A 24,357-nucleotide genomic window follows, 5' to 3' on the forward strand; every position below is an offset into this window, starting at 1 on the left:
TATTAATTTTAATGTTATTTAAACCAGTTTTAGCCTTTGAAAGACTAAAATTTAATGACTACAAGAGCCTTTTTGATGTCAGTATAAGGAATTTCTTTATTTTCTACTACATCTTCTTTCCCTTTCCCTATTAATTTAGGCCTTCTGTATCTTAATACCAGAGTTACATTTTCATCATCTACTGCTACTACTTCACCTTGTATTTTTTCATCAGAATTCAGAAGAACTTCTATTTCCCTTCCCATATTTTTCTTAAATTGACGAGGAAGTTTCAACGGCTCACTTAATCCCGGACTCATCACTTGCAAAGAAAAATCATGCTCTTCTCTGTCAAGATTAAATTCTACTGCTCTACTTGCATCAAGACAATCCTGAAGACTTAAACCTTCATCTCCATCTAAAATTACCGTAATATCATCTCCTGCAGAAATCTTTAAATCAACGAGATACAGGTCTTTTCTAGTTTCTAAAAACTCATGAACGAGTTGCTCTACTTTTGCTCTAAAATCCATAATCACATTTGAGGTTACGCTACGAAAAAAGGCTTTCTTTCGAAGCCTTCCCATTTCTTTTCCGTAAATCCGAGGCAAATATACATAATAATTTTGAATTTTGCAAAGATTGTTGGTTTTCAAAAGATTAAGAATTTACCCTAGAACTCAAAAATTCATTAACTTTGCATAAATTTAAAAAAATATAAAGCTTTGAATATTTCAATAGTAGGAACTGGATATGTAGGACTCGTAACCGGTACAACGCTCGCCGAACTTGGTAACACTGTATATTGTGTAGACATTGATGAAAATAAAGTAGAAAGAATGAAACAGGGCACCGTCCCAATCTACGAACCTGGCTTAGAGGAAATGTTCCTTAGAAACATACAGGCAGAGAGATTATTCTTTACTACCAACATAAAAGAAGCATTGGATAAATCTGATGTAATTTATTTAGCCTTACCTACGCCGCCAGGAGAAGATGGCAGTGCTGATTTATCATATGTCATCAGCGTAGCCAATCAAATTGGTGAAATGATGACCAGCTACAAAGTTATTGTCAATAAATCTACCGTTCCTGTAGGTACTGCAGACAAAGTAAGAGATGTAATCTCTGCAAAAACACACATCCCTTTTGACGTAGTTTCTAACCCAGAATTTTTACGCGAAGGTTTCGCAGTGGAAGATTCTATGAACCCTTCAAGAGTTGTAGTAGGTAGTTCTTCTGAAAAAGCAAAAGAAATTATGGCAAAAATATATCAGCCATTTACCAACACTGGAGTTCCTATTATTTTTATGGATGAAAAATCTTCGGAATTAACCAAATATGCTGCCAATTCTTTCTTAGCTGTGAAAATTACGTTCATGAACGAAATCGCCAATTATTGCGAAAAAGTAGGCGCAGATGTAGACAAAGTTCGTCTTGGAATGGGTAGTGATGATAGAATTGGGCACCGTTTTCTTTTCCCAGGAATTGGTTACGGAGGAAGTTGTTTTCCAAAAGATGTAAAAGCATTAATCAAATCTGGAAAAGAAGAAAATTTTGATTTTAAAATTTTAGAAGCCACAGAATACATCAACAAAAAACAAAAAGTAATCTTAGTAGACGAAATCGAAAAATATTTCGATGGAAGTATTCAAGGTAAAAAGATTGCAATGTGGGGATTGGCTTTTAAAGCAAATACAGACGACATTAGAGAGGCCTCTTCTTTAGACAATATTGAACTTCTATTAGAAAAAGGAGCTCAAGTCGTAGCTTATGATGCCATCGCAGAAGAAAATGTAAGAAAAATCTTAGGCGACAAAATAGAATACTCAAAAGACATGTATTCCGCTCTAGAAGGTGCAGATTGTTTATTAATTGCCACAGAATGGAGTGAGTTCAAAAATCCTAATTTTGAATTAATGGCTTCTAAACTGAAAAACAAAGTGATTTTCGATGGTAGAAACATGTTCTCTATGGAACAAGCAGAAGGAAGTGGTTTCTTCTACAAATCTATCGGAAGAAAAACAGTCAAATAAAAATGAAAAACATCATCATAACAGGAGGAGCGGGATTTATAGGTTCGCACGTAGTACGTGAATTTGTAAAAAACAATCCAGAATATAATATCATTAACCTAGATGCTTTAACGTATGCTGGGAATCTTGAGAATTTAAAGGATATAGAAAACGAACCCAATTATTTTTTCGAGAAAGCAGATATTACAAAACCCGAAGAACTAAGACCGATTTTTGAAAAATATCATCCTGATGCAGTCATTCATTTGGCTGCAGAATCTCACGTAGACAGAAGCATCACAGACCCTAATGGTTTCATTAGCACCAATGTTTTCGGAACTGCAAATCTCTTGAATTTATGTAAAGAATTTTGGACGCTCAATCCAGAACACACCCACGGAAACTTCCCTGATGGAAAAAGAGAAAACCTTTTTTACCACGTTTCTACAGACGAAGTTTATGGCGCTCTTGGCGAAACAGGATTCTTCACCGAAGAAACTTCTTATGACCCGAAATCGCCCTATTCTGCTAGTAAAGCAGCTTCTGACCATTTCGTGCGTTCTTATGGAAACACCTACGGATTACCTTTCGTGATTTCTAATTGTTCTAACAATTATGGCCCGAATCATTTCCCAGAAAAACTGATTCCGCTTTGTATTCATAATATTATTAATGAAAAACCATTACCAATTTATGGCGATGGAAAATATACCAGAGACTGGTTATATGTAGTAGATCATGCTAAAGCAATTCACCAAATCTTCCATGAAGCAAAAACAGGTGAAACTTACAATATCGGTGGCTGGAATGAATGGCAAAACATAGATTTGATTAAAGAACTCATCAAACAAATGGATGCAAAATTAGGAAAACCAGCAGGTTATAGCGAGAAATTGATTACTTTCGTAAAAGATAGACCCGGTCACGATAAACGTTATGCGATTGATGCAACAAAATTGAACAAAGATTTAGGCTGGAAACCAAGTGTAACTTTCGAAGAAGGATTAGCGAAAACGATTGATTGGTTTTTAGAAAACGAAGAATGGCTAAATAACGTAACTTCTGGAGATTATCAAAAATATTACGAAAAACAATATCACTAAAATGAAAGGCATTATTCTCGCAGGAGGTTCAGGAACTAGATTGTATCCGCTTACCATTGCCGTAAGCAAGCAACTTATGCCTGTTTATGACAAACCTATGATTTATTATCCGCTTTCTGTATTGCTTTTGACAGGGATTCGTGAGATTTTAATTATCACCACGCCTCAAGATCAAGAAAGTTTCAAAAAATTATTGGGAGATGGTTCTTCTATTGGATGTAAGTTTGAATATAAAGTTCAGCCTTCTCCAGATGGTTTAGCTCAAGCTTTTATTTTAGGAGAAGAATTCATCGGCGAAGATTCTGTTGCCTTAGTTTTGGGAGATAATATATTCTACGGAAGTGGGTTACCTCAACTGTTAGAAAGCAAAACAGACGTAAAAGGCGGTTGCGTTTTCGCATATCAAGTTTCTGACCCAGAAAGATATGGTGTAGTAGAATTTGATGAAAATTATAAAGCTGTTTCTATTGAAGAAAAACCACAACACCCGAAATCTAATTACGCAGTTCCAGGTTTATATTTCTATGATAATCAAGTGGTAGAAATTGCCAAAAACTTGAAACCTTCACCAAGAGGAGAATTAGAAATTACCGATGTTAATAGAATTTATCTAGAAAAAGGAGAATTAGAAGTGGGCGTAATGTCTCGGGGAACGGCTTGGCTAGACACAGGAACTTTTGACTCGCTACACGAAGCTTCAGAATTTGTAAAAGTTCTAGAAAAAAGACAAGGTTTCAAAATTTCTTGCATAGAAGAAATAGCCTATAAGAAAGGTTTTATCAATAAAGAACAACTCTTGGCTGCTGCCGAAAAATATGGCAAAAGTGGTTATGGTGATTATTTAAAAAAATTAGTGAATTAATGCATGGCAGATTCATCTAAACATACATCTGTTATAGGTTTTTTCAATTATTACCGAAAAATTGTAGGGTATAAACTTTACGTATATGTTGTTCTTAATTTTTTAGTGGGACTTCTTGATGGAATTGGCCTCACTTTATTCATCCCGTTACTTTATCTTTCTACGAATACAAAAAGCGACAACCAATCATTAGGAAAATTACAATTTTTGGTAGACTTGATAGAAAAAACAGGTTTTCAACTTACACTCACCGTAGCATTAATTATGATGGTTTCGATATTTTGTTTGAAAGGCATTTTATCTTACATCAGAACCATATTATTCAGTAAAATTCAATTAGCTTCTACTCGAAAAATAAGATTTAGATTAGTAGAAGGATTGAGAGACACCAGTTATATTGGGTTCTCTAAAATAGATTCTGGGGTTATACAAAACAACATGACCGGTGAAACAGGAAGATTGGTTCAGTCGCTGATTCTTTATTTCTTCACCTTACAAAATGTAATCATGGTGATTACGTACTTAGGATTAGCATTTTTATCTAACTGGCAGTTTGCATTACTGGTTTTATTCGGTGGTTTAATCACCAATTTCATTTTCCGATACCTTAATATTTACACTAAAAAATACGCCAATAGATTATCACAAATTGGTAAAAATTTTCAAGCTTTTTTGCTTCAAAATATCAATCATTTTAAATATCTGAAAGCCACCAATTACATAGCTCCTTATCAAGAAAAAATAAAAAAAGAAATAGAACTCTCCGAAGAAAATCAATACAAAATCGGCAAAATCACCGCTATTTCAGATAGCTTAAGAGAGCCATTAATTATTGTTGTAATTGTTTTTGTGATTATTGTTCAAATCAATTTAATGGGCGGAAATATGCCTTCTATGATGGCGAGTTTACTATTATTCTACCGTTCTCTAAGTTACTTAACTGTTATGCAAAGCTATTGGAATAGATTTTTAACCAATATTCCCGGGCTCAATTCAGTAGAAGAAATGCTTTCAGAATTTAAAAAATCTTCGGAAATAGAAAAAACGAAAACCGTAGAAAGCATTGAAAAAATTACGTTAAATAATATCTCTCTTCAATACGATCAACATCTGGTTTTAAACCAAATCAACCTCAGCATTCAGCCGAAAACCTCTATCGCATTGGTAGGAGAAAGTGGTGCAGGAAAAACTTCATTAGCCAATGTTATTTGTGGTTTGGTTGCGCCAAGTTCTGGGGAAATATTCTTCAAAGAAAAAGAAAATCTAGCCGACTATAATATCAATAGTTTCCGCGAACACGTAGGATACATTACCCAAGAATCTGTGATTTTTGATGACACTTTATACAATAATATCACGTTTTGGGCTCCAAAAACTCCAGAAAATTTAGAAAAATTTAAAAAAGCTATTCAACTTTCCTCTCTGGAAGAATTTTTAGCTTTTCACAAAAATGACGAAAATCTTCCTTTAGGAAATAATGGAATCCTTATTTCTGGTGGACAAAAACAGAGAATTTCTATTGCAAGAGAACTCTATAAAAATCCTCAACTTCTGATTATGGACGAGGCAACTTCGGCGCTAGATTCTGAAACAGAAATGATTATTAAAGACAATATCGATAGTCTAAAAGGTAAATTTACCATGGTTATCATCGCGCATAGACTTTCTACCATAAAAGATGTAGATGTAATTTATCTTCTAGACCAAGGAAAAATCATCGCTTCTGGAAACTACGCAGAACTTTATCAAAATTCTGAAAGATTCAGAAAAATGGCGATGATGCAAGACATGAACAGATAAACATGACAGACCTAGAACTTTCAGGAAAAAAAATATTGGTGATCTATCAACCTTGGAGAAAATTTTCCGAAGGTTTACATCAACCTATGATTGAAAATCTGAAAAAATTAGGCTTAAAAGTTGAGTTTTTAGAAGTAGAAAATCCACCAAAATTTCAAAATAAAAATTGGGCTGATAAACTGAAAAATATTTATCACAGAATTGTAAAGAAAGATAAAACCTACATTTATATAGCCGAAAAAAATCATTACAATCGTTTCAATTTAGAAAAATTAAAACTTTTTAAAAATCAAAAATTTGATTTTGTTCTCATCATAAAACCTGACGAATTTACACCGAAATTTATCAAAAAAGCATCTGAATTAGGCGAAATAACCGCTGGTTACATTTGGGACGGAATAAGACCTTTTTTCTTAGAAAGTCTACATAAAAGTAGAAAATATTTCAAGTATCTTTATTCTTTTGACCAAAACGACATCAAGAAATTCCCAGAGCTGAAAATGGATTTTTTGACCAATTATTATGTTTTTGACGAAAACAGAGAAAACTACAATACTAAAGAATTGGGTTTATATTACATAGGTGCTCTTGGTGGAAAATTACCTGAACAAAGACGTGATTTATTATTAGAAAAATTATTAAAAAACTTCACAGGAAAAACTGAGGTCAAAATTCATTTGGAGAAAAATTTTCTATTAAATGAAGAAGAAAAACTGAAAAACCCTAAAATTGAATACATCTACGATTATGTTTCTTATCAAGAAGCAATGGAAAAAACCAAATCTTCTAAAATCGTTATAGACATCAGAAAAAAACATCACATTGGGTTATCTTTTCGCTTCTTCGAATGTATGTATTACGAAGTAAAACTCATTACCGACAATGAAACGGTGAAAAACTATGATTTCTACCGACCAGAAAATATTTTAATTGTAGATTTCGATAAAATAGAAGATTATCAAGAACAAATTAAGCATTTCATCTCTATTCCTTATCAAAAACTGCCTCCAGAAATTTTTGAAAAATACAGCATTAAAAACTGGGTGAAAAATATTTTCAGAATTGGCGATTACCAAAAAATAGAATATTTAGATTAATTTTTAGCAGGAATTTTTTTCATTTTTGCCAAAGCAGATCCTACAATTTGGTGCATATCATAATATTTATATTCCGCTAATCTTCCTCCGAAAATTACATTTTCTAGCGCTTCTGCTTTTTTCTTGTATGCATTGTAAATCGTATTATTCACCTCATCATTTACAGGATAATATGGCTCTAAATTTTCGTTCCAATCTTGTGGATATTCTCTGGTAATAATGGTTTTTTCTTGAGTCCCGAATTCGAAATGTTTATGTTCTATAATTCTGGTAAAAGCTTCTTCGTGAGACGTATAATTCACCACTGCATTTCCTTGAAAATTCTCCATATCTAAGGTTTCATTCTCAAATCTTAGACTTCTGTAATTCAGTTTTCCTGCTTCGTAATTAAAGAATTTATCAATCGGACCTGTGTAAATAATGTTTTCGGCAAGATTTTCGAAATAGGCTCTATTTTCAAAGAAATCTGTTTCCAGTTGTACTTCTATTCCATCTAATAATTTTTCAAAAATTTTAGTATAACCACCCATAGGAATTCCTTGAAATCTATCATTGAAATAGTTATTGTCAAAAGTAAATCTCACCGGTAATCTCTTGATGATGAAAGCTGGCAATTCCGTAGCTTTTACACCCCATTGTTTCTCTGTGTATTCTTTGATGAGCAATTTATAAATATCATCTCCTACTAATTTTAATGCTTGTTCTTCTAAATTTTTCGGGGTGATATCTTTGTACTTTTCTGTTTGTTCTGCAATTTTATCGGCAGCTTCTTTTGGAGTTTTAACACCCCAAATTTGGTAGAACGTGTTCATGTTAAACGGCAAGTTGTACAATTTCCCATGATTCATTGCCACTGGTGAATTGGTATATCTATTAAATTCTACCAAATTGTTTACGTACTCCCAAATTTCTTGATCATTCGTATGAAAAATATGCGCTCCATATTTATGTACATTGATGCCTTCTACATTTTCGGTATAGCAATTTCCTGCAATGTGATTTCGTTTTTCTATCACCAAACATTTATATCCTTTTTTAGTCAGTTCAAACGCAGAAATCACTCCAAAAAAACCAGCTCCTACAATTAGATAGTCATACTTTTTCATACTTTCTCAAAATTTTTGTAAAGATATTATTTTTTAAATCTTTACATTTGTTTTTGTTAAAATTAAACTATGAATCCTAAAATTTCTGTAATTGTTCCCATTTACAATGTAGAAAAATACTTAGAAAAATGTATTTCTTCTCTTCTTGGCCAAAGTTTTACTGATTTTGAACTGATTTTAGTAAATGATGGCTCACCAGACAATTGCGGAAAAGTTTGTGATGAGTTTAAAGAAAAAGATTCTAGAATTACAGTTCTTCATTTGGAAAATGGTGGTGTTTGTAGAGCTAGAAATAAAGGAATGGAACTCGCAACTGGCGATTTTTATGTTTTTGTAGACTCTGATGATTGGGTAGAAAAAGACTTTCTGAAAGATTTTGTAGACCACATAGAAGATGACGAAACGCTGATTATACAAGATTGTAATCGTGATAATGACGAGAAGTCTGAAACACGTTTTTTTGGATTTCAGAATAAATCTTTTGTTTTAAAAGAAGATTTTGGGAAATTATTTCACGAAAACGCACATTACGTTCCCGGTGGTTATCCTTGGAATAAAATTTATTCTGCTAAAATCATTAAAGAAAACAATCTACAATTCGATCCTGCCATAAAATTAGCAGATGATGAAAAATGGAATTTTGAATATTTCGTTCACATCAAAAAAATGAAATTCATAGATAAGGCAAATTATCATTACATCTATAATCCCGGTTCTATTTCTAACCAAAAAAGACCTTTCGATAGAGAACTTACACGTTTTGAGTTCAAAACAAAATTCTTTGATTTCGCTCTTAAAAATTATCCAATTTCTGAAACTGATAAGAAAAAAATAATCGCCGAGGTGGAAAAGCATTTCCGAATCAATATTCTAGACAGAATGTATAAAAACGATGTGTCTAAAGAAGAAAGATTATCTCAATTGAAAGAAATTTCAAAACTTCCTAATACTGCACTTCAATTTTTACAAAGTGAATTAAAATTCAGAAAACTAGATTATTCATTGCTCAGAAATAGAAAAATTCATCTTTTTGATGTTTTTAAAAATATGAGATTAAAACTGAATGCTTAAATTTAAATAATGAGCAAAACTATTCACCGCGAAAATAATTTTGATTTTTTAAGACTACTCTTCTCTAGCTTAGTCATTATTTCTCATTCATTCCCTCTAACTGGAATTAGAGAACAAGAAATTTTAATGCAAGTAACAAACAATCAAGCAGATTTCGGAGGGTTATCTGTTAAAGCTTTTTTTATCATTAGTGGTTTTTTGATATTTCAAAGTCTAGAAAGAAGTAGAAGTTACACAGATTATCTCTGGAAAAGAATTCTGAGATTATTCCCTGCTCTTTTGGTAATGGGAATTTTTATACTTCTAGTTATTGCTCTATTTTTATATAAAAGTGATGTTCCTATTTTAGAAAACTACTCGTTTTTAACCTATTTTCCAAGAGTACTTTCATTATTTTTCTTACAAGAAAATATAGATGGTGTTTTTCAGGACTTGCCTTATCAAACCATCAACGGAAGTTTATGGACACTTTGCTATGAATTCTCTATGTACATCACTATTTCTATATTGTTTTTTGTAAAAAATAGAAGATGGAGATTTTATTTTTTGGCTTTACTGTTTATCATATTTTTTCTCTTGATGAATTTATACCCTGCATTTCTTAACAAGAGATTATTCTCTCTATTAGAAATGAATTCTTATAACTTCTATGATTTGGGAATTTTTTTCGTAGCAGGTGCTTTACTCACGTATGTAAACTTCAAAGCAACTAAAATTCAGAAAATATTATTCTATGTATTTATCGTCATAATTATTCTGTCTGTATTTTTCAGATTCTACAGCATTGCTAAATACCTATTTCTACCTTATATTATTATTTATTTTGGTGTATCATCTACACCTGTAATAAATAAAATTGGAACTACAATTGGTGATACTTCTTACGGAATTTATATCTATGGATGGTTTGTACAACAATTTTTACTAGAAACCTTCCAACTTGCTACATATCCTTTAATGATTTTCAGTTTATTAATTACCTTTGTTTTAGGATATATTTCATGGCACTTAATTGAAAAGAGAGCATTGACTTATAAAAATTTATTTTCAAAAAACACAAAATGATTCCTAAAAAAATACATTATTTCTGGTTTGGAAGAGGTGAAAAGTCTCCTCTTGTAAAGCATTGTATAGAAAGTTGGCAAAAAATCCAACCAGATTTTGAAATCATAGAATGGACAGAAGATAACTTTGATGTAAACCAATGCAAATTCTCCCAAAAAGCCTACGAAAATAAAAAATGGGCTTACGTTTCAGATTTTGCAAGAGCTAAAATTCTCTTCGAACATGGCGGTTTCTACCTAGATACTGACATGGAATTGAAACTTCCGCTCAATGAATTTTTAGAAAATCAAGCTATTTGTGGCTTTGAAATGAAGGGAATTCCTTATTCTGCATTTTGGGCGGTAGAAAAAAATCATGAATTGGCAAAAGACATTCTACAATATTATTTAGATAAAAATACATTCGAGGAAATTCCGAACACCAAAATTTTCTCTGATTTATTGGTCAAAAAATATGGAGCTGATGCTGAAAAAGATGCTCTTCAGGAATTGAAATTCGGGGTAAAACTTTATCCTTCCACTTACTTTTCGCTTGATTTACCGAAGAATTATATTGCACACCATTTTTCTGGTTCTTGGCATGGAGCATGGAGCGAAGAAAAAAACACCTATAAAAATCTAGTTAATACGTATGGTTTGATGAAACTTTTCTCTGAAATTCCAGACGGAAAGGCCAATGTAAAAAACGTAGTTTACAATCATAAAAAAATGGAAATTGACCAAATTTTAAATCAAATTCCGCTTTCTTATTTAGTGAAATATATCAAGAATCAAATTTTTAAAAAACTAAAAATCAAATGATTGTAGGAAACGGACTGATTGCGAATTTATTTAAAAATGAAGACAGAGAAAATGTAGTTTTCTTTGCAAGTGGCGTTTCTAACTCTCTAGAAACCGAAAAATCTGCGTTTCTTCGAGAAGAAAACCTTCTTAGAAAACACCTAACAGAAAATCCTAAAAAAATCTTCATTTACTTTTCTACCTGTAGCATTTATGATTCCTCTAAAAATGGAAGTCTCTACGTAAATCATAAACTAAAAATGGAGCGATTGGTAGAAGATTTGGCACCTAAATATTTAATTCTTCGCGTGAGTAACGCAGTTGGCAAAGGTGGAAATCCAAACCTTTTGATGAATTATTTGGTAAATTCTGTGAAAGAAGAAAAAATCATCAATGTGCATACTTTGGCCACCAGAAACCTTATTGACGCAGATGATATTAAAAATATTACGTTAGAATTAATCGACCAAGGAAGATTGAACCAAATCATTAATGTAGCTTATTTGGAGAATTTCTCAACCTTAGAAATTCTAGAAATTTTAGAAAAATTCTTCTCTAAAAATGCCAAAACAGAACTACACAAAAGCGGACAAACGTATAAAATCTCTATTCCAGAAGTAGAGCCATACTTTGTTGAAAATCAATTAACCAACAAGGAAAATTATCTGCTGAGAATTCTAGAAAGATATTACTAACTCCCAAATCTCTTCCTGAAAATTTTATACCCTAAATCTGTCGGTAGATTTTGTAATAAATTTTTCTTTTTAATTTCTTTAGAAAAATCTGTACTCCAATAATCTGCAAAAGATAGAGAAACGAGTTTTTTGTAGGCATCATAACTATACTTCCAGAGTTGCTCATTTTTCTGTGCCTTCCAATTCATGAGAAGCGTCAAATCTTTATAATCGATGATATACGCTAAAATTTGTTTTTTGCGATTAGGATTTTGCTCTTTTTGATAATGCTTTTCAAAAATTTGTGCAATCGTAATCCAGTTATCAAAATGTTTTTTCTTTCGATTATGAATCACAGAATCTTGATGAAGATAGTAGATATAAGTGTAATCTTGCAGAAAACAAACCGATTCTAAAACCAAGGCTGTTTCAAAACTTTGGAGTGAATCTTGCGCAAAAAGTCCCGGTGTAAAATACAATTGGTTTTTCTTCAAAAAGTCAAGAAGGATTAGCTTATTCCAAGACGGAACAGGAAATTTACCTTGAACAAAGAGGTCAAAAATCTGTTTATTTCCTTCTATTTTTTTCTCAGTAATTGCTAGTTTGAAGGCATCGGTTTCTTCTCGAGTGTCTAATTTTATGGTTTTTACATTTCCACAAACCATTTCTACCTGTTCACGTTCGGCAATTTCTACCATTTTCGAGATGCAATCTGGCGTAATTTCGTCATCTGAATCTAGAAAGAAAATATATTTTCCTTGAGCGTTATCAATTCCTACATTTCTCACGACTGAAAGCCCAGAATTCTTCTTATTTTTTAAAATTTTGAAATTTAAATGAAGATTTTTCTGAACAAAATCTTCTACTAAAAGCATACTGTTATCATTCCCAAAATCATCCACCAAAAGTATTTCTAAATTCTGATACGTTTGGCTCACTACCGATTTCAAGCAATTAATAATATAATTTTCGCATTGATAAATGGGTATAGAAATGGTAACTAAAGGAAGATTCATGGATGGGACTTAGTTTAAAACATTTGTTAATAAGCAAAAATAGAATTATTTTGATAAATTTGTAATAGAAAACCGATGAAAAATGAAATCTTTACTGATTAAACTCTATAATCTCCAAAAAAAATTAATTTCTGAAGACCAGAGAAAAAAATTCTTTAAAAACAAAAAAAGTAGCGTTAATTCTTCTTTTAAATTGGGCATTAACAATTATATCGACATTTCTGAAAATGCAGAAATTACCATAGAAGAAGGAGTGACCATCAACGAATCCAATAATATTGCCCTCAAGAAAAATGGTCAGTTCATCATCGGCAAAAACACCTATATTACAAGAGCTACCATTGCGTGCTATGAAAAAATAGAAATTGGCGAAAATTGTATTTTAGGGGAAGGAATGAAAATTTTCGACCATAATCATCAATATACTACCGAACCTTTCTCTGTATCTAAAACAGAATTTAATACCGCTCCTGTAAAACTCGGAAACAACGTTTGGACTGGTGCTAATTGCATCATTTTAAAAGGAGTAACAATAGGCGACAATGTAATTCTAGGAGCGGGCTGTGTAATTCACAAAGATATTCCTGCAAATTCTATTGTGATTAATAAACAAGAATTGGTAATAAAACCGCTATAAACCATGAATCCTCCTCTAGTTTCTGTAATAATGTCTGTTTACAATGCGGAAAAGTTTTTACACAGTGCCATAGAATCAATAACAAATCAGACTTTTACTGATTTTGAATTTATCATTATTGAAGACTGTTCTACTGATAAAACCTTAGAAATTTTAAGAGAATTCAAAGAGAAAGACAACAGAATAAAAATCATACAAAAAGAGAAAAATGAAGGTCCAAAAGGTTTTATAAAAAACTTAAATGTAGGCTTAAATATGGCACAAGGAAAATACATTGCAAGAATGGATGCAGATGATATTTCTTTGCCTGAAAGATTTCAAAAACAAGTATTGTTTTTAGAAAACAATCCTGAAATATCTATGGTTGGAGCTCAGATTGATTTTATAAACGAAAAAAATGAAATCATCGGAGAAAAAACAGGTGCGCTAGAACATGAAGAAATCGTAAAAAAAATGACTTCTAAAATTCAACTTTTTCACCCAGTCATCATGTTTAGAAATCATCAAAACATAAAATATAGAGAAAAATTCATCTATTGTGAAGATTACGACCTTTATCTCAATTTAATTACCCAAGGAAAAAAACTCGCAAACATAAATGAAAAGCTTCTCCATTATAGAATTTTAGAAAGCTCTATTTCTAGAAAAGGAGATAATTTTGTAAAAAAGTTAATGGTAGAGAAAGCACTTTACTTTTATAAATTAAGAAAAGAAAACGGACAAGATTTATACGAAACCTTCAACAATGAAGAAGTATTAGAGATTAACAACTTCGAATTTAAAAACAAAATAGAGGAATTATTTTTCGCATTAGAAGCAGCCATTAAGCTCAATAAAAAAGAAAAAATAGTTCTTCTCGTAAGAAAAATCAAAAAATATTATCCCAAAGAAAAGATTCCTTTCAAGTACGTGTTGCTATCTAGTGTTCCACTGTCATTTTTCAGAGTTTTAAAAAAACTATTTTCATGGTAAATATCTTCATCAAATCCTTTAACCGTCCGTTTTACTTAGACCGCTGTTTGCAAAGCATAGAAAGCTTTGTAGAAGGGGATTTTTGCGTAAAAGTGCTTGATGATGGAACCCCAGAAACCTATCTTTCTAAAATCAAAGAAAAGCACCCAAAAATAGAAATCATAAAATCTGAAAATTATCAAAATAAAGTTGCTGCAATTGCAGAAAATTTACAATCTGGAAAGGAAATTGACGGCTTCACTATTCCTACCAATTTATGGTACAGAGCGGCAAAAAACGCTTCGGATTACTTTATCATGATAGAAGATGATGTTTGGTTTACCCACAAAATAAACGTGAATGATTTACAAGAAGCTTGTAAAAAAAATCAAATTTCACTGCTAAAATTAGGTTGGTTAGGCAACAAAAAGGATGATGAATTTGTAGAAATTTCAGAAATCACAGAAGAAATTCTTCGAGTGGAACCGAAAAACTTACTCCTTTTTCCAGAATTTTTTAACGATTTATTCTTTTATAATAAATTCAAGTTTTTCACCATTCTTTACAAATTAGGAATCGTAGATAATGCCACAAAACAAAAATATTGGTCGCTCAATTCTATTTTGATGGGATTTTGGCAAAAAGAATATTGGCTACACATTTGGAAAAACGCCAGAGGAAAAGTAGACGAAAAACAACAACTCAGAAATGCTTCTAATTACTACCGAAAACATCAAGACAATCCTAATTTTATTGCAAAATTAGAAAAAGAAGCACTGAAAACCACTTTCCAATCCTCGGCAACCAATTCTTACCATAAATACGGTGATGATTTTGATGTGAATTACTTCAATCATCTCATCAATCAAGCTTGGCTCAATGGTAGTTTTGATGAAATGCAAAATTTCCCTAGAGATTTTTCTTTAGAATACTTTGAGAAATTTTTAGAAGAAAAAATAGATAAAACAGCATTTAGAAATTGGGTGCTAAAATTTAAAAATCAGTACAAAAATTTAGGCTGTGAAGTAGAATAATGGATAATCAAAAAAAAATAAAAGTTCTTTTTAGGCTTCGCTCATTAGAAATGGGCGGAGTTCCTAGAGTGATCCTCGATTTATTGAGAAATTTACCCAAGGATAAATTTGATTTTACCTTGATGCTCAATTTGTATCAAGGCGAATTGGTTACAGAAATCCCGAAAGACATTAAACTCATCGTGGTAGAAAAAGGCCGTGAACAAATGTCGAAAAATCCTTTTATCCAAAAAATGCAACTCGGATTAAGAAGACTAAAACTAGAAATTTTCGATAAATTCCCCTCCATTTTATATGCTTTAAAAGTAAAGGAAGATTTTGACATAGAAGTTTCGCCAGGTTATGCAGAATTTGAAATGGTGCTGAATTCTCCCAACAAAAAATCTAGAAAAATCGGTTGGTTTCACACAGATGTAAGTTATGACACAGACCAAAACAGAGTCATAAAACGCATCAATCTGATGAAAAAATTTGACTGGATGATTTTCGGCGCTGCGCAAACCAGACAAGTGATAGAAGATTTGTACGGTGTTTCTTACCCAAAAAGCTCTGTGATTTACAACGTGATAAAACTCCCAGAAGTAAGAAAAAAAGCAGAAGAATTTCAAGCAGATTTTGAGATAAGACCTACATTTATTTCCATAGGAAGATTGCACCACAGAAAAGGCTATGCAGAACTGATGAAAGTCCATCGCAGACTTTTAGACGAAAATTTGATACATTCCATCGCTGTAATTGGTGGCGGAAACGAGATAGAAAATTTGAAAAATCGAGCAAAAGAATTAGGTGTAGAAAAAACCTTTCTGCTTCTAGATTCTCAAAAAAATCCTTGGCCTTACGTAAAAGTGGCTGATTATTTTGTACTTCCTTCAAAATCTGAAAGTTATCCTTTAACGATTGGCGAAGTAATGGGATTGCACAAACCGATTATTTCTACCAATGTAGGCGGAATTCCAGAAATGATAGATGATGGAAAAGACGGAATTTTAGTTAACTTTGATGAAAATGAAATTTTTGAAGCCATGAAAAGGTTTCTTATCGAACCCGAATTGGTCAAAAAAATCACCGAAGGAACTCTAAATGCTGATGAAAAATTTGATGAAAAGAAAATCTATCAACAAGTCACTGAAGTTTTTGAACAACAATATAATTTATTGAATAAGTGAAATTATTCCTTCGGAAAAGTGAATTGTGAATTTTAAAAATTTCAAAACTTGTAAACACAAATGAAAAAAATTACCATTATCACGCCTACTTACAATCGGGCAAAAACGCTTCCAAAGGTTTTTGAATCTCTTCTCAATCAGAGTTTCAAAGATTTTCTTTGGATTATTTTAGATGATGGTTCCACAGATAATACTTCCACAGTGGTAGAAAATTTCCAACTGCTGAATCCTTTTTTTGAAATTATTTATAAAAAAGATAAAAACCGCCATAAATTTCTAACTGTTTTAGAAGGCGTAAAAATGGTGAAAACATCTTATTTTATGGTGGTAGATTCTGATGACGCTTATCCAGAAGACGCTTTAGAAAATTTAATTTCAGAAGTTGAAAAAATAGAAAATCAAGACGATTTTATTTCTGTGATGGGACTTTCGGCGGATGAAAACGGTAAAATTGTTGGTGATAAATATCCAAACGAAGGTTTTGATGGAAGCATTTTCGAGATGCGCTACAAATACAAAGTAAGAGGAGATAAATTCGGGATTTTTATTACCAAAACCTATCAAAGAGAAGTTTCTGATAAAGATTTTAGTCATTATGAAGGCAAAGGTTACATTCCACAAAGTGTGATTTTCAATGAGTATGACGCTAGAGGAATTAAGACCAGATTTGTAAATAAAATAGTGCGATTTTACCTAAAAGATGATGATGATGCAGCTTCTGTTTCGAATACAAGATGGAGCGGAAAAAATCTTTTTGGATTGACAGAAGGTCATCTTTCATTCTTAAACGCTTACGGAAATCAATTGTTTTTTTATCCAAAAGCATTGCTCAGAAACGTAATTGGTTACCAAACCTATGCTTTAAAAAGTGGAAGAAAAATTTCTACCCTTTTTAATGAGATTAAAAATCCTTGGATAAAAATTTTAGGAATTCTATTCATGCCTTTCAGTTATATTTACGCTAAGATTTACTAATATATGCTTTTTAACTCTATTAGTTTTGCCATATTTCTGCCAATAGTTTTTTTCCTCTATTGGTTTATGACCAATAAAAATCTGAAACTCCAGAATGTATTGCTTTTGGTGGCAAGTTATTATTTCTATGCATGTTGGGATTGGCGTTTCATGTTTCTGCTCATGTTTTCTACTTTTTTAGATTATTATACGGGTCTTAAAATTGAAGAAAGCAAAAATCAAAATCTTAGAAAATTCTGGCTTTGGTTGAGCGTAGGAATTAATTTAGGTTTTCTAGGATTTTTTAAATATTACAATTTCTTTGCGGAAAGTTTCGCGGAAATGCTACAAAATTTCGGGTTACAAGTCAATCCGTGGACATTAAAAGTCATTCTTCCTGTAGGAATTTCTTTCTACACTTTTCACGGTTTGTCATACGTTCTTGATATTTATTTTAAAAGAATTAAAGCCGAAAGAAATTTTGTAGAATATGCAGTTTTCGTAAGCTTTTTCCCACTTCTTGTAGCTGGACCGATAGAAAGAGCAACACATTTATTACCTCAAATCAAGGTTAAAAGAGAATTTTCTTACGAAAAAGCAGTTGACGGAATGCGCCAAATTCTTTGGGGACTTTTTAAGAAAATGGTGATTGCTGATAATTGTGCTGTTTTTGCCAATCAGATTTTTGCCAATTCTGCTACATCTTCTGGAAGCGAATTGGTTTTGGGAGCATTATTTTTCACGTTCCAGATTTATGGAGATTTTTCGGGATATTCTGATATTGCGTTAGGAACAGCTAGACTTTTTGGAATAGATTTATTAAGAAATTTTGCATTTCCATATTTTTCAAGAGATATTGCAGAATTTTGGCGAAGATGGCACATTTCCCTTTCTTCCTGGTTTAGAGATTACCTTTACATTCCACTTGGTGGAAGCAAAGGCGGAAATTGGATGAGAATCAGAAATACATTTGCTATTTTCTTGGTTTCAGGATTTTGGCATGGTGCGAATTGGACATTCATTATTTGGGGATTTCTCAATGCACTTTTCATTATGCCTTCTATTATTTTAAAAACCAATAGAAACAATCTAGAAATTGTAGCGATGAATAAATTAATCCCGAGTTTAAGAGATGTTTTCAATATTTTACTTACTTTTTCTTTGACGGTTTTTGCTTGGATTTTCTTTAGGGCAGAAAGTGTACATCATGCTATAGAATATATTGTAGGGATTTTTAATGCCAGTCTATTTACCGTTCCAGATGTAAAAACCGCAGCTTATGCTACATTAACCTTAATCGGATTTTTTATGCTTATAGAATGGATTGGTAGAGAACATCAGTTTGCGTTACAAGATTTTTTAGTGAAAAAACCTAGATTCATTCGTTGGTTATTTTACGGATTCATCATACTTTTGATAGGATTATTTTTACAAACTCACGAAACCCCGTTTATTTATTTCCAATTCTAATGAAAAAGTTTTTACTTAATCTATTAAAATTCATTGCTTTTGCTATTCCATTTTATGTGATTGCCATTTGCTTATGGAGTTGGATGATGCCTCAATTTTTGGCAAAAAATACCCGAAATAAATTGGCGAGTTACGGTCATCTTTACTCAAGATCAAGAGAAGCAGAACATATTAAAAATCCAGATATTTTATTTCTTGGTTCTTCACATGCTTACAGAGGTTTTGACACCCGAATTTTTGCAAAACATGGCATCAAAGCATTTAATTTAGGCTCTAGTTCACAATCTCCAATCAATACACAAGTTTTTTTGAAGCAATATTTAGATAAAATTCAACCAAAATTTGTAGTGTACGAAGTGTATGCAGGAACGCTTTGTACAGATGGTGTAGAAAGTTCGCTAGACATGCTCATCAACGGAAAAATTGATAAAAACGCAGTCGATATGTCATTCAAAGTTCATAATTTAATGACTTATAATACCTTGATTTACGGATATTTTCGTCAAATTTTTAATCTTAATAAAAATATTACTGAACCCGAAAAACAAGGAGATGATTTTTACGTAAAAAATGGTGGTTTCGTAGAAACTACTGTTGCAAGAGAAAATACATCTTTAGATTTTGAAAAATCAAAATGGGAATTAAATGACAAACAAATTCAGGCGTTGAAAGAAAATATTGAAATTCTTCAACAAAGAAAAATTCCTTTCATATTGGTTCAAACTCCTATTACCAAAGCTTTGTACAAATCTAAAACCAACAATAAAGAAGTAGATGATTTGCTCAGTAAATTAGGAAAATATAAAAACTTTACAGGAGATTTTAATTTTGATGACAGAAAAGATTTCTACGATGACAATCACATGAATCAAAAATCGGTGGTAGAATTTAACGAGAAGTTTATTGAATATTTAAAAACTCAAAACATAAAATTTTAAATTTTGGAAAAGAAAAAAATCCTTATCAGAATTGGTTCTCTGCGTCACGGTGGCGCAGAAAAAGTTCTGGTGACTTTTCTTAAAAATCTTCCAAAAGATAAGTATGAAATCGATTTACTGCTGAATTTATACTCTGGGAAATATCTTGCAGAAGTTCCTGATTGGATTAGTGTACTTTATCTGAACAAAGGTGAAATGATTACCACCAACAGAATTCAGGATATTCCGAAGAAAGCATATCGTGTTTTGTATCAAAAATTATTGAAAATATTTCCGAAAATTCTCTATTCTACGATTCTAAAAAACAAAAAATATGATGTAGAATTTGCTGCCATTCACGGAATGAGAGATGATATTTTGAATTCTCCTATCAAATCTTCTAAAAAAATCGTTTGGATTCACAATGACTTGAGAAAAACCGAATTTCACAACTATACCGACCAAGAAATTCGCAAGTTTTTTGGTTTTGATAAAATCATGGTGATTTCTGAACACATCCAAAAAGATTTCGAAAGTTTAGCCCAAAACGAAGTCGAAAAATCTAAAATTGTGAGGATTTATAATCCTTTGGATACTGAAGAAATCTTATTAAAGAGCCAAGAGCCAAGAATCAAGAATCAAGACCAACAACCAACCTTTGTTTCGGTGGGAACTGTTTTTCCACAAAAAGGCTTTGATAGATTGTTGAAGGTTCACAAAAAATTGATTGATGAAGGGTTTAAGCATCGCATTCAAATCATTGGTGATGGTTATGATTTTGAAAATATTAAAAATTTAAAAACGGAATTAGGAGCTAACGAAACCGCAGAAATGTTGGGCTTTACAGACAATCCTTACCCTTCTATTAAAGCAGCAGATTTTTACATATTGAGTTCTAGATACGAAGGTTTTCCTACCGTTTTATTCGAAGCCATCACTTTGAAAAAAAACATCATTGCCACTGATGTTTCAGGAGTTCAAGAAATGTTAGAAAACGGAAAACTCGGTTTAATTGTAGCGAATTCAGAAGAAGGAATTTACGAAGGCATGAAAAAAGCACTTACTCAACCTGAATTTTTTGAACAATATCAAGAAAATCTGAAAGACTATAAAATGCCTTTTAACCTAGAAAATTCTGTGAATAAAATTATGGAAATTATTGACGAATAATAAATCTCGCAGATTGCGCTGATTAAGCAGATATTTTTTAATCAGCAAAATCTGCTTAATCAGCGAGAGTTTTTATACATTTGCCTTATGTCAGAGAAAACAATCATCCAAAAAGATTTTTACAGAGAAAGCGGAAAATGGCTTTCAACAGGTGAAATTTGGGCAAAATGCATCAATCCTAATTTGCATTACGTTTATCTTTTGAGAAAATGCCAACAACATTCCAAGAAATCGGTTTTAGGAATTTTTTGGAGATTCGTTTTGCGCCATCATCAGATTAAATACGGTTTTCAAATTTATCCAGAAACTCAAATTGGGGAAGGTTTTTATCTAGGACATTGGGGAACTGTGGTGATTAATCCAAAAGTAAAAATTGGCAAAAACTGCAATATTATGCAAGGAGTTAACATTGCTCAAGCCAATCGTGGAAAACACGAAGGCGTTCCAGAAATTGGAAACGAGGTCTGGATTGGCACAAATGCTGTCATCGTTGGAAAAATAAAAGTTGGAAATAATGTCTTAATCGCACCAAATGTTTATCTCAATACAGATGTTCCCGACAATTCTGTAGTAGTAGGAAATCCTGCTCAAATTATATCAAAACTTAATGCTACTGAAGATTATATCAATCATAAAGTATAAATTTGCACGAGAATTAGACTGTTAAAAAGTCTTAAAGTCCTTATTTTGGAATAAAAATTGATGCTATCTATCGGAATTTAGATGTATTTAGAAATTTTTTATTCTACATTTGTAAATGAAAAATTATGGGTAAAAGCTACGAAACTATTTTCGAAAATAATAGAAAATGGGTTGAAGAAAAACTAGGTCAAGATGCTGATTTTTTTAAAAAATTAGCAGAAGGTCAAAGTCCAGAATATCTTTACATAGGTTGCAGCGACAGTCGTGCAACCGCAGAAGAATTAATGGGCATGAAACCCGGCGAAGTTTTTGTGCATAGAAATATTGCCAACTTGGTGAATACCCTAGATATGAGTTCTACTGCTGTAATTCAATATGCAGTACAACATTTAAAAGTAAAACACATTATTGTGTGCGGTCATTATGGTTGCGGTGGTGTAAAAGCAGCGATGACGCCTCAAGATTTTGGATTAATGAATCCTTGGCTCAGAACCATCAGAGATGTTTATAGATTGCACCAAGAAGAATTAGACGCCATAAAAGACGAGCAATTACGCTATGATAGATTGATTGAACTCAATGTTCAAGAGCAATGCATCAACGTTATTAAAATGGCTTGCGTACAAGAAAGATATATTTTAGACCAATATCCTATAGTTCACGGTTGGGTTTTCGACCTCAAAACAGGGAAATTAATTGACTTAAATATAGATTTCGAAGAAATATTGAAAAATATTCAAAAAGTTTATGACCTAACCAATTCTGATTGGGTGATGAGCAGAAAAAATAATAAAAACTTCTAAGAAAGTTTACGATATGAAGTATTTGAGCATTTTTGTTCTGGCAGTTTTCATCAATTTTACAGCTTTACCAAGTATCGCTGTGGTTTTTGATTGGGAAATTCCTACGCTCAATAATAATATTTCAGAAGAAGAGGTTAAAAATAATCTCGCCAATTACAATGAAAAGTTTCCGCCAAAACCTTATAATTCTAAAGATTTTATTGGTGTTTTCTTTTCTGATAAAAAAATCAGCAAATACATTCTTAAGGACGATTCTATTCATCTAAGTCCTTTTAAATCGATATTTTCTCCGCCTCCAGAAGTTTAATTTTTAAAATTTCATAGGAAAATTATGCCCTTTTTTCAAAAAAATGGGCTGTTCCTTGACGCTTTTTAACAAATTAAATTTTCAAACATTAGAATTGATTACTTACATCTAAGTAATTGATTGTAAATACATATCGATATTCATACAATGAAAAAAACAAACACTTTATTCGGCGGAATAAAAGAAAATATTCCTTCGGGAATTGTAGTATTTCTCGTAGCATTACCACTCTGTTTAGGTATTGCATTAGCATCTGGTGCACCACCACTTTCTGGAATTTTAGCAGGAATTGTAGGCGGACTCGTGATAGGATTCATCAGCAACTCTCCTATTTCCGTTTCTGGACCAGCTGCAGGTTTAGCAGCCATCGTTTTAGGAGCAATAACCGATTTGGGAAGCTTCGAACTATTTTTAACTGCAGGTTTAATTGCAGGTTTTATACAATTGGCACTTGGTTTTCTAAGAGCAGGAAGTATTTCTAACTATTTCCCCAATAACGTTATCGAAGGAATGTTAGCCGGAATTGGTGTTATTATCATTTTAAAACAAATTCCACACGCTCTAGGTTACGACAAAGATTTTGAAGGAAATCTTCAGATTTTTGATGGTTTTAATTTATCTGAATATTTATCAGGATTAGCAAATGCTGTTACACCAGGAGCGGTTTTAGTAACGATTATTTCCCTAGCTATTCTTATTACTTGGGAAAAAGTAAATTTCCTCAAAAAAATTAAACTTTTACCAGGAGCTTTAGTAGCGGTAATTGTTGGGATTTTATTCAATGAAGTTTTCAGAGGAAGCGCGCTAGAAATTTCTAGAGAACATTTGGTAACACTTCCGGTTCCTCAATCGGTAGAAGATTTTAAAAACTTAATCACTTTTCCAGATTTCTCAGGATTCCTTAATCCGCAAGTTTGGATTATTGGTGCAACTATCGCAGTAGTAGCTTCCATAGAAACATTATTATGTATAGAAGCTGCAGATAGAATGGATGTACACAAAAGAATAACAGATACTAACTTAGAATTAAAAGCTCAAGGTATTGGCAACTTAGTTTCTTCTTTTATTGGAGGTTTACCTATGACTTCGGTGGTAGTGAGAACTTCTGCAAATGCTAATGCTGGTGCAACAAGTAAAATTTCGGCTATTGTTCATGGTATTTTATTGTTAGTATCTGTTTTATCTATTCCATTTTTATTGAACAAAATTCCTTTGGCGACTTTAGCAGCAGTTTTATTAATGGTAGGTTATAAATTAGCAAGTCCTGCAAAACTTAGCCATTTCTGGAGCAAAGGAAAATATCAATTTATCCCTTTTATTGCAACGATTATTGCAGTGGTAGCTTTAGATTTATTAAAAGGAGTAGGAATTGGTTTAGCCATCAGCATTCTGTTCTTGTTGCTTGGAAACATGAAACGTGCTTATTATTTGAGCAGAGAAGATCTAGAAAGCGCTGATGAAATCACCATAGATTTGGCAGAAGAAGTTTCATTCTTAAATAAAGCAGCCATCAAGAAAACGCTTAAAAATATTAAGCCCAATTCTAAAGTGATTATTAATGCTAAGAAAACTTCTTATGTATCGGATGATATTATAGACTTAATCTCGGATTTTGCTAACGTAAGAGCCAGAGAAGAAGATATAGAAGTGGTTTTAGAAGGATTTAAAACTTCTTACAAAGAATATGAAAACGACCAACATTCACACATTACCATCTCACACAGAAGAGTAATTTAAAA

At 32.1% G+C, this 24,357-nt stretch carries 24 protein-coding genes; 21 read left to right on the forward strand and 3 right to left on the reverse strand.

What is annotated here, in order from left to right:
- Positions 1–44: 44 nt before the first annotated feature.
- Positions 45–512 (reverse strand): ribosome assembly cofactor RimP, encoded by a 468-nt coding sequence (gene rimP / locus ACT53I_RS09875; RefSeq protein ID WP_476079515.1) that lies wholly within the window; start codon positions 510–512, stop codon positions 45–47.
- A 192-nt stretch (positions 513–704) separates the two neighbouring features.
- Between rimP and ACT53I_RS09880 the strand changes: the two genes are divergently transcribed.
- Genes ACT53I_RS09880 through ACT53I_RS09900 form a run of 5 tightly spaced genes read left to right on the forward strand, consistent with a single transcriptional unit; the run spans position 705 to position 6,856 of the window.
- Complete coding sequence (locus ACT53I_RS09880; RefSeq protein WP_476079516.1) at positions 705–2,015, forward strand: UDP-glucose dehydrogenase family protein; 1,311 nt, start codon at positions 705–707, stop codon at positions 2,013–2,015.
- A gap of 2 nt (positions 2,016–2,017) precedes the next feature.
- A complete protein-coding gene (gene rfbB / locus ACT53I_RS09885; RefSeq protein ID WP_476079517.1) occupies positions 2,018–3,097 on the forward strand; it encodes a dTDP-glucose 4,6-dehydratase in 1,080 nt (359 codons plus the stop codon).
- Position 3,098: 1 nt separating this feature from the next.
- Positions 3,099–3,959: a glucose-1-phosphate thymidylyltransferase RfbA gene (gene rfbA / locus ACT53I_RS09890; protein WP_476079518.1), complete on the forward strand. Its 861-nt coding sequence runs from the start codon at positions 3,099–3,101 to the stop codon at positions 3,957–3,959.
- Positions 3,960–3,962: 3 nt separating this feature from the next.
- Complete coding sequence (locus ACT53I_RS09895; RefSeq protein WP_476079519.1) at positions 3,963–5,759, forward strand: ATP-binding cassette domain-containing protein; 1,797 nt, start codon at positions 3,963–3,965, stop codon at positions 5,757–5,759.
- Between the two features lie 2 nt (positions 5,760–5,761).
- Positions 5,762–6,856, forward strand: coding sequence for a WaaS/CpsH family glycosyltransferase (locus ACT53I_RS09900; RefSeq protein ID WP_476079520.1), 1,095 nt, complete (start codon positions 5,762–5,764; stop codon positions 6,854–6,856).
- Here ACT53I_RS09900 and glf read toward each other — a convergent pair.
- Complete coding sequence (gene glf, locus ACT53I_RS09905) at positions 6,853–7,962, reverse strand: UDP-galactopyranose mutase (RefSeq protein ID WP_476079521.1); 1,110 nt, start codon at positions 7,960–7,962, stop codon at positions 6,853–6,855. The genes ACT53I_RS09900 and glf overlap by 4 nt on opposite strands.
- 69 nt (positions 7,963–8,031) lie before the next feature.
- On the opposite strand from glf, the gene ACT53I_RS09910 reads away from it, so the two are divergent.
- Genes ACT53I_RS09910 through ACT53I_RS09925 form a run of 4 tightly spaced genes read left to right on the forward strand, consistent with a single transcriptional unit; the run spans position 8,032 to position 11,572 of the window.
- Complete coding sequence (locus tag ACT53I_RS09910; protein WP_476079522.1) at positions 8,032–9,033, forward strand: glycosyltransferase family 2 protein; 1,002 nt, start codon at positions 8,032–8,034, stop codon at positions 9,031–9,033.
- 9 nt (positions 9,034–9,042) lie between these two features.
- Positions 9,043–10,098, forward strand: a complete 1,056-nt coding sequence (locus ACT53I_RS09915) for an acyltransferase family protein (RefSeq protein ID WP_476079523.1) — start codon at positions 9,043–9,045, stop codon at positions 10,096–10,098.
- Positions 10,095–10,898, forward strand: coding sequence for a glycosyltransferase family 32 protein (locus ACT53I_RS09920; protein ID WP_476079524.1), 804 nt, complete (start codon positions 10,095–10,097; stop codon positions 10,896–10,898). Before ACT53I_RS09915 ends, ACT53I_RS09920 begins: the two co-directional genes overlap by 4 nt.
- On the forward strand, positions 10,895–11,572 hold the full coding sequence (locus tag ACT53I_RS09925) for an NAD-dependent epimerase/dehydratase family protein (protein WP_476079525.1): 678 nt from the start codon (positions 10,895–10,897) through the stop codon (positions 11,570–11,572). The genes ACT53I_RS09920 and ACT53I_RS09925 overlap by 4 nt, the downstream gene beginning before the upstream one ends.
- Here ACT53I_RS09925 and ACT53I_RS09930 read toward each other — a convergent pair.
- Positions 11,569–12,567, reverse strand: a complete 999-nt coding sequence (locus ACT53I_RS09930; RefSeq protein WP_476079526.1) for a glycosyltransferase — start codon at positions 12,565–12,567, stop codon at positions 11,569–11,571. The genes ACT53I_RS09925 and ACT53I_RS09930 overlap by 4 nt on opposite strands.
- 82 nt (positions 12,568–12,649) lie before the next feature.
- On the opposite strand from ACT53I_RS09930, the gene ACT53I_RS09935 reads away from it, so the two are divergent.
- The 12 genes from ACT53I_RS09935 (at position 12,650) to ACT53I_RS09990 (ending at position 24,355) form a co-directional block, all read left to right on the forward strand.
- Positions 12,650–13,204 carry an acyltransferase gene (locus ACT53I_RS09935; RefSeq protein WP_074650878.1) on the forward strand — a complete coding sequence of 185 codons (555 nt, stop codon included), beginning with the start codon at positions 12,650–12,652 and terminating at the stop codon, positions 13,202–13,204.
- A gap of 3 nt (positions 13,205–13,207) precedes the next feature.
- The gene (locus ACT53I_RS09940) at positions 13,208–14,176 is read left to right on the forward strand and encodes a glycosyltransferase family 2 protein (protein WP_476079527.1); all 969 of its coding nucleotides are present in this window, start codon (positions 13,208–13,210) and stop codon (positions 14,174–14,176) included.
- Positions 14,170–15,189 carry a glycosyltransferase family 2 protein gene (locus tag ACT53I_RS09945; RefSeq protein WP_476079528.1) on the forward strand — a complete coding sequence of 340 codons (1,020 nt, stop codon included), beginning with the start codon at positions 14,170–14,172 and terminating at the stop codon, positions 15,187–15,189. The genes ACT53I_RS09940 and ACT53I_RS09945 overlap by 7 nt, the downstream gene beginning before the upstream one ends.
- Positions 15,189–16,355, forward strand: coding sequence for a glycosyltransferase (locus ACT53I_RS09950; protein ID WP_476079529.1), 1,167 nt, complete (start codon positions 15,189–15,191; stop codon positions 16,353–16,355). The genes ACT53I_RS09945 and ACT53I_RS09950 overlap by 1 nt, the downstream gene beginning before the upstream one ends.
- Positions 16,356–16,415: 60 nt before the next feature.
- The gene (locus ACT53I_RS09955; RefSeq protein WP_476079530.1) at positions 16,416–17,330 is read left to right on the forward strand and encodes a glycosyltransferase family 2 protein; all 915 of its coding nucleotides are present in this window, start codon (positions 16,416–16,418) and stop codon (positions 17,328–17,330) included.
- A gap of 3 nt (positions 17,331–17,333) precedes the next feature.
- Positions 17,334–18,779, forward strand: a complete 1,446-nt coding sequence (locus ACT53I_RS09960) for an MBOAT family O-acyltransferase (RefSeq protein ID WP_476079531.1) — start codon at positions 17,334–17,336, stop codon at positions 18,777–18,779.
- Complete coding sequence (locus tag ACT53I_RS09965) at positions 18,779–19,717, forward strand: hypothetical protein (RefSeq protein ID WP_476079532.1); 939 nt, start codon at positions 18,779–18,781, stop codon at positions 19,715–19,717. The genes ACT53I_RS09960 and ACT53I_RS09965 overlap by 1 nt, the downstream gene beginning before the upstream one ends.
- 3 nt (positions 19,718–19,720) lie before the next feature.
- On the forward strand, positions 19,721–20,866 hold the full coding sequence (locus tag ACT53I_RS09970) for a glycosyltransferase (protein ID WP_476079533.1): 1,146 nt from the start codon (positions 19,721–19,723) through the stop codon (positions 20,864–20,866).
- Positions 20,867–20,953: 87 nt separating this feature from the next.
- The gene (locus ACT53I_RS09975; protein ID WP_476079534.1) at positions 20,954–21,508 is read left to right on the forward strand and encodes a serine O-acetyltransferase; all 555 of its coding nucleotides are present in this window, start codon (positions 20,954–20,956) and stop codon (positions 21,506–21,508) included.
- Between the two features lie 125 nt (positions 21,509–21,633).
- The gene (locus ACT53I_RS09980) at positions 21,634–22,311 is read left to right on the forward strand and encodes a carbonic anhydrase (protein ID WP_104793183.1); all 678 of its coding nucleotides are present in this window, start codon (positions 21,634–21,636) and stop codon (positions 22,309–22,311) included.
- Positions 22,312–22,324: 13 nt separating this feature from the next.
- Complete coding sequence (locus ACT53I_RS09985) at positions 22,325–22,618, forward strand: hypothetical protein (RefSeq protein ID WP_476079535.1); 294 nt, start codon at positions 22,325–22,327, stop codon at positions 22,616–22,618.
- 147 nt (positions 22,619–22,765) lie between these two features.
- Complete coding sequence (locus ACT53I_RS09990) at positions 22,766–24,355, forward strand: SulP family inorganic anion transporter (RefSeq protein ID WP_476079536.1); 1,590 nt, start codon at positions 22,766–22,768, stop codon at positions 24,353–24,355.
- The last annotated feature ends 2 nt before the right edge of the window (positions 24,356–24,357 follow it).

This window comes from Cloacibacterium sp. DMC96, from assembly GCF_056313765.1.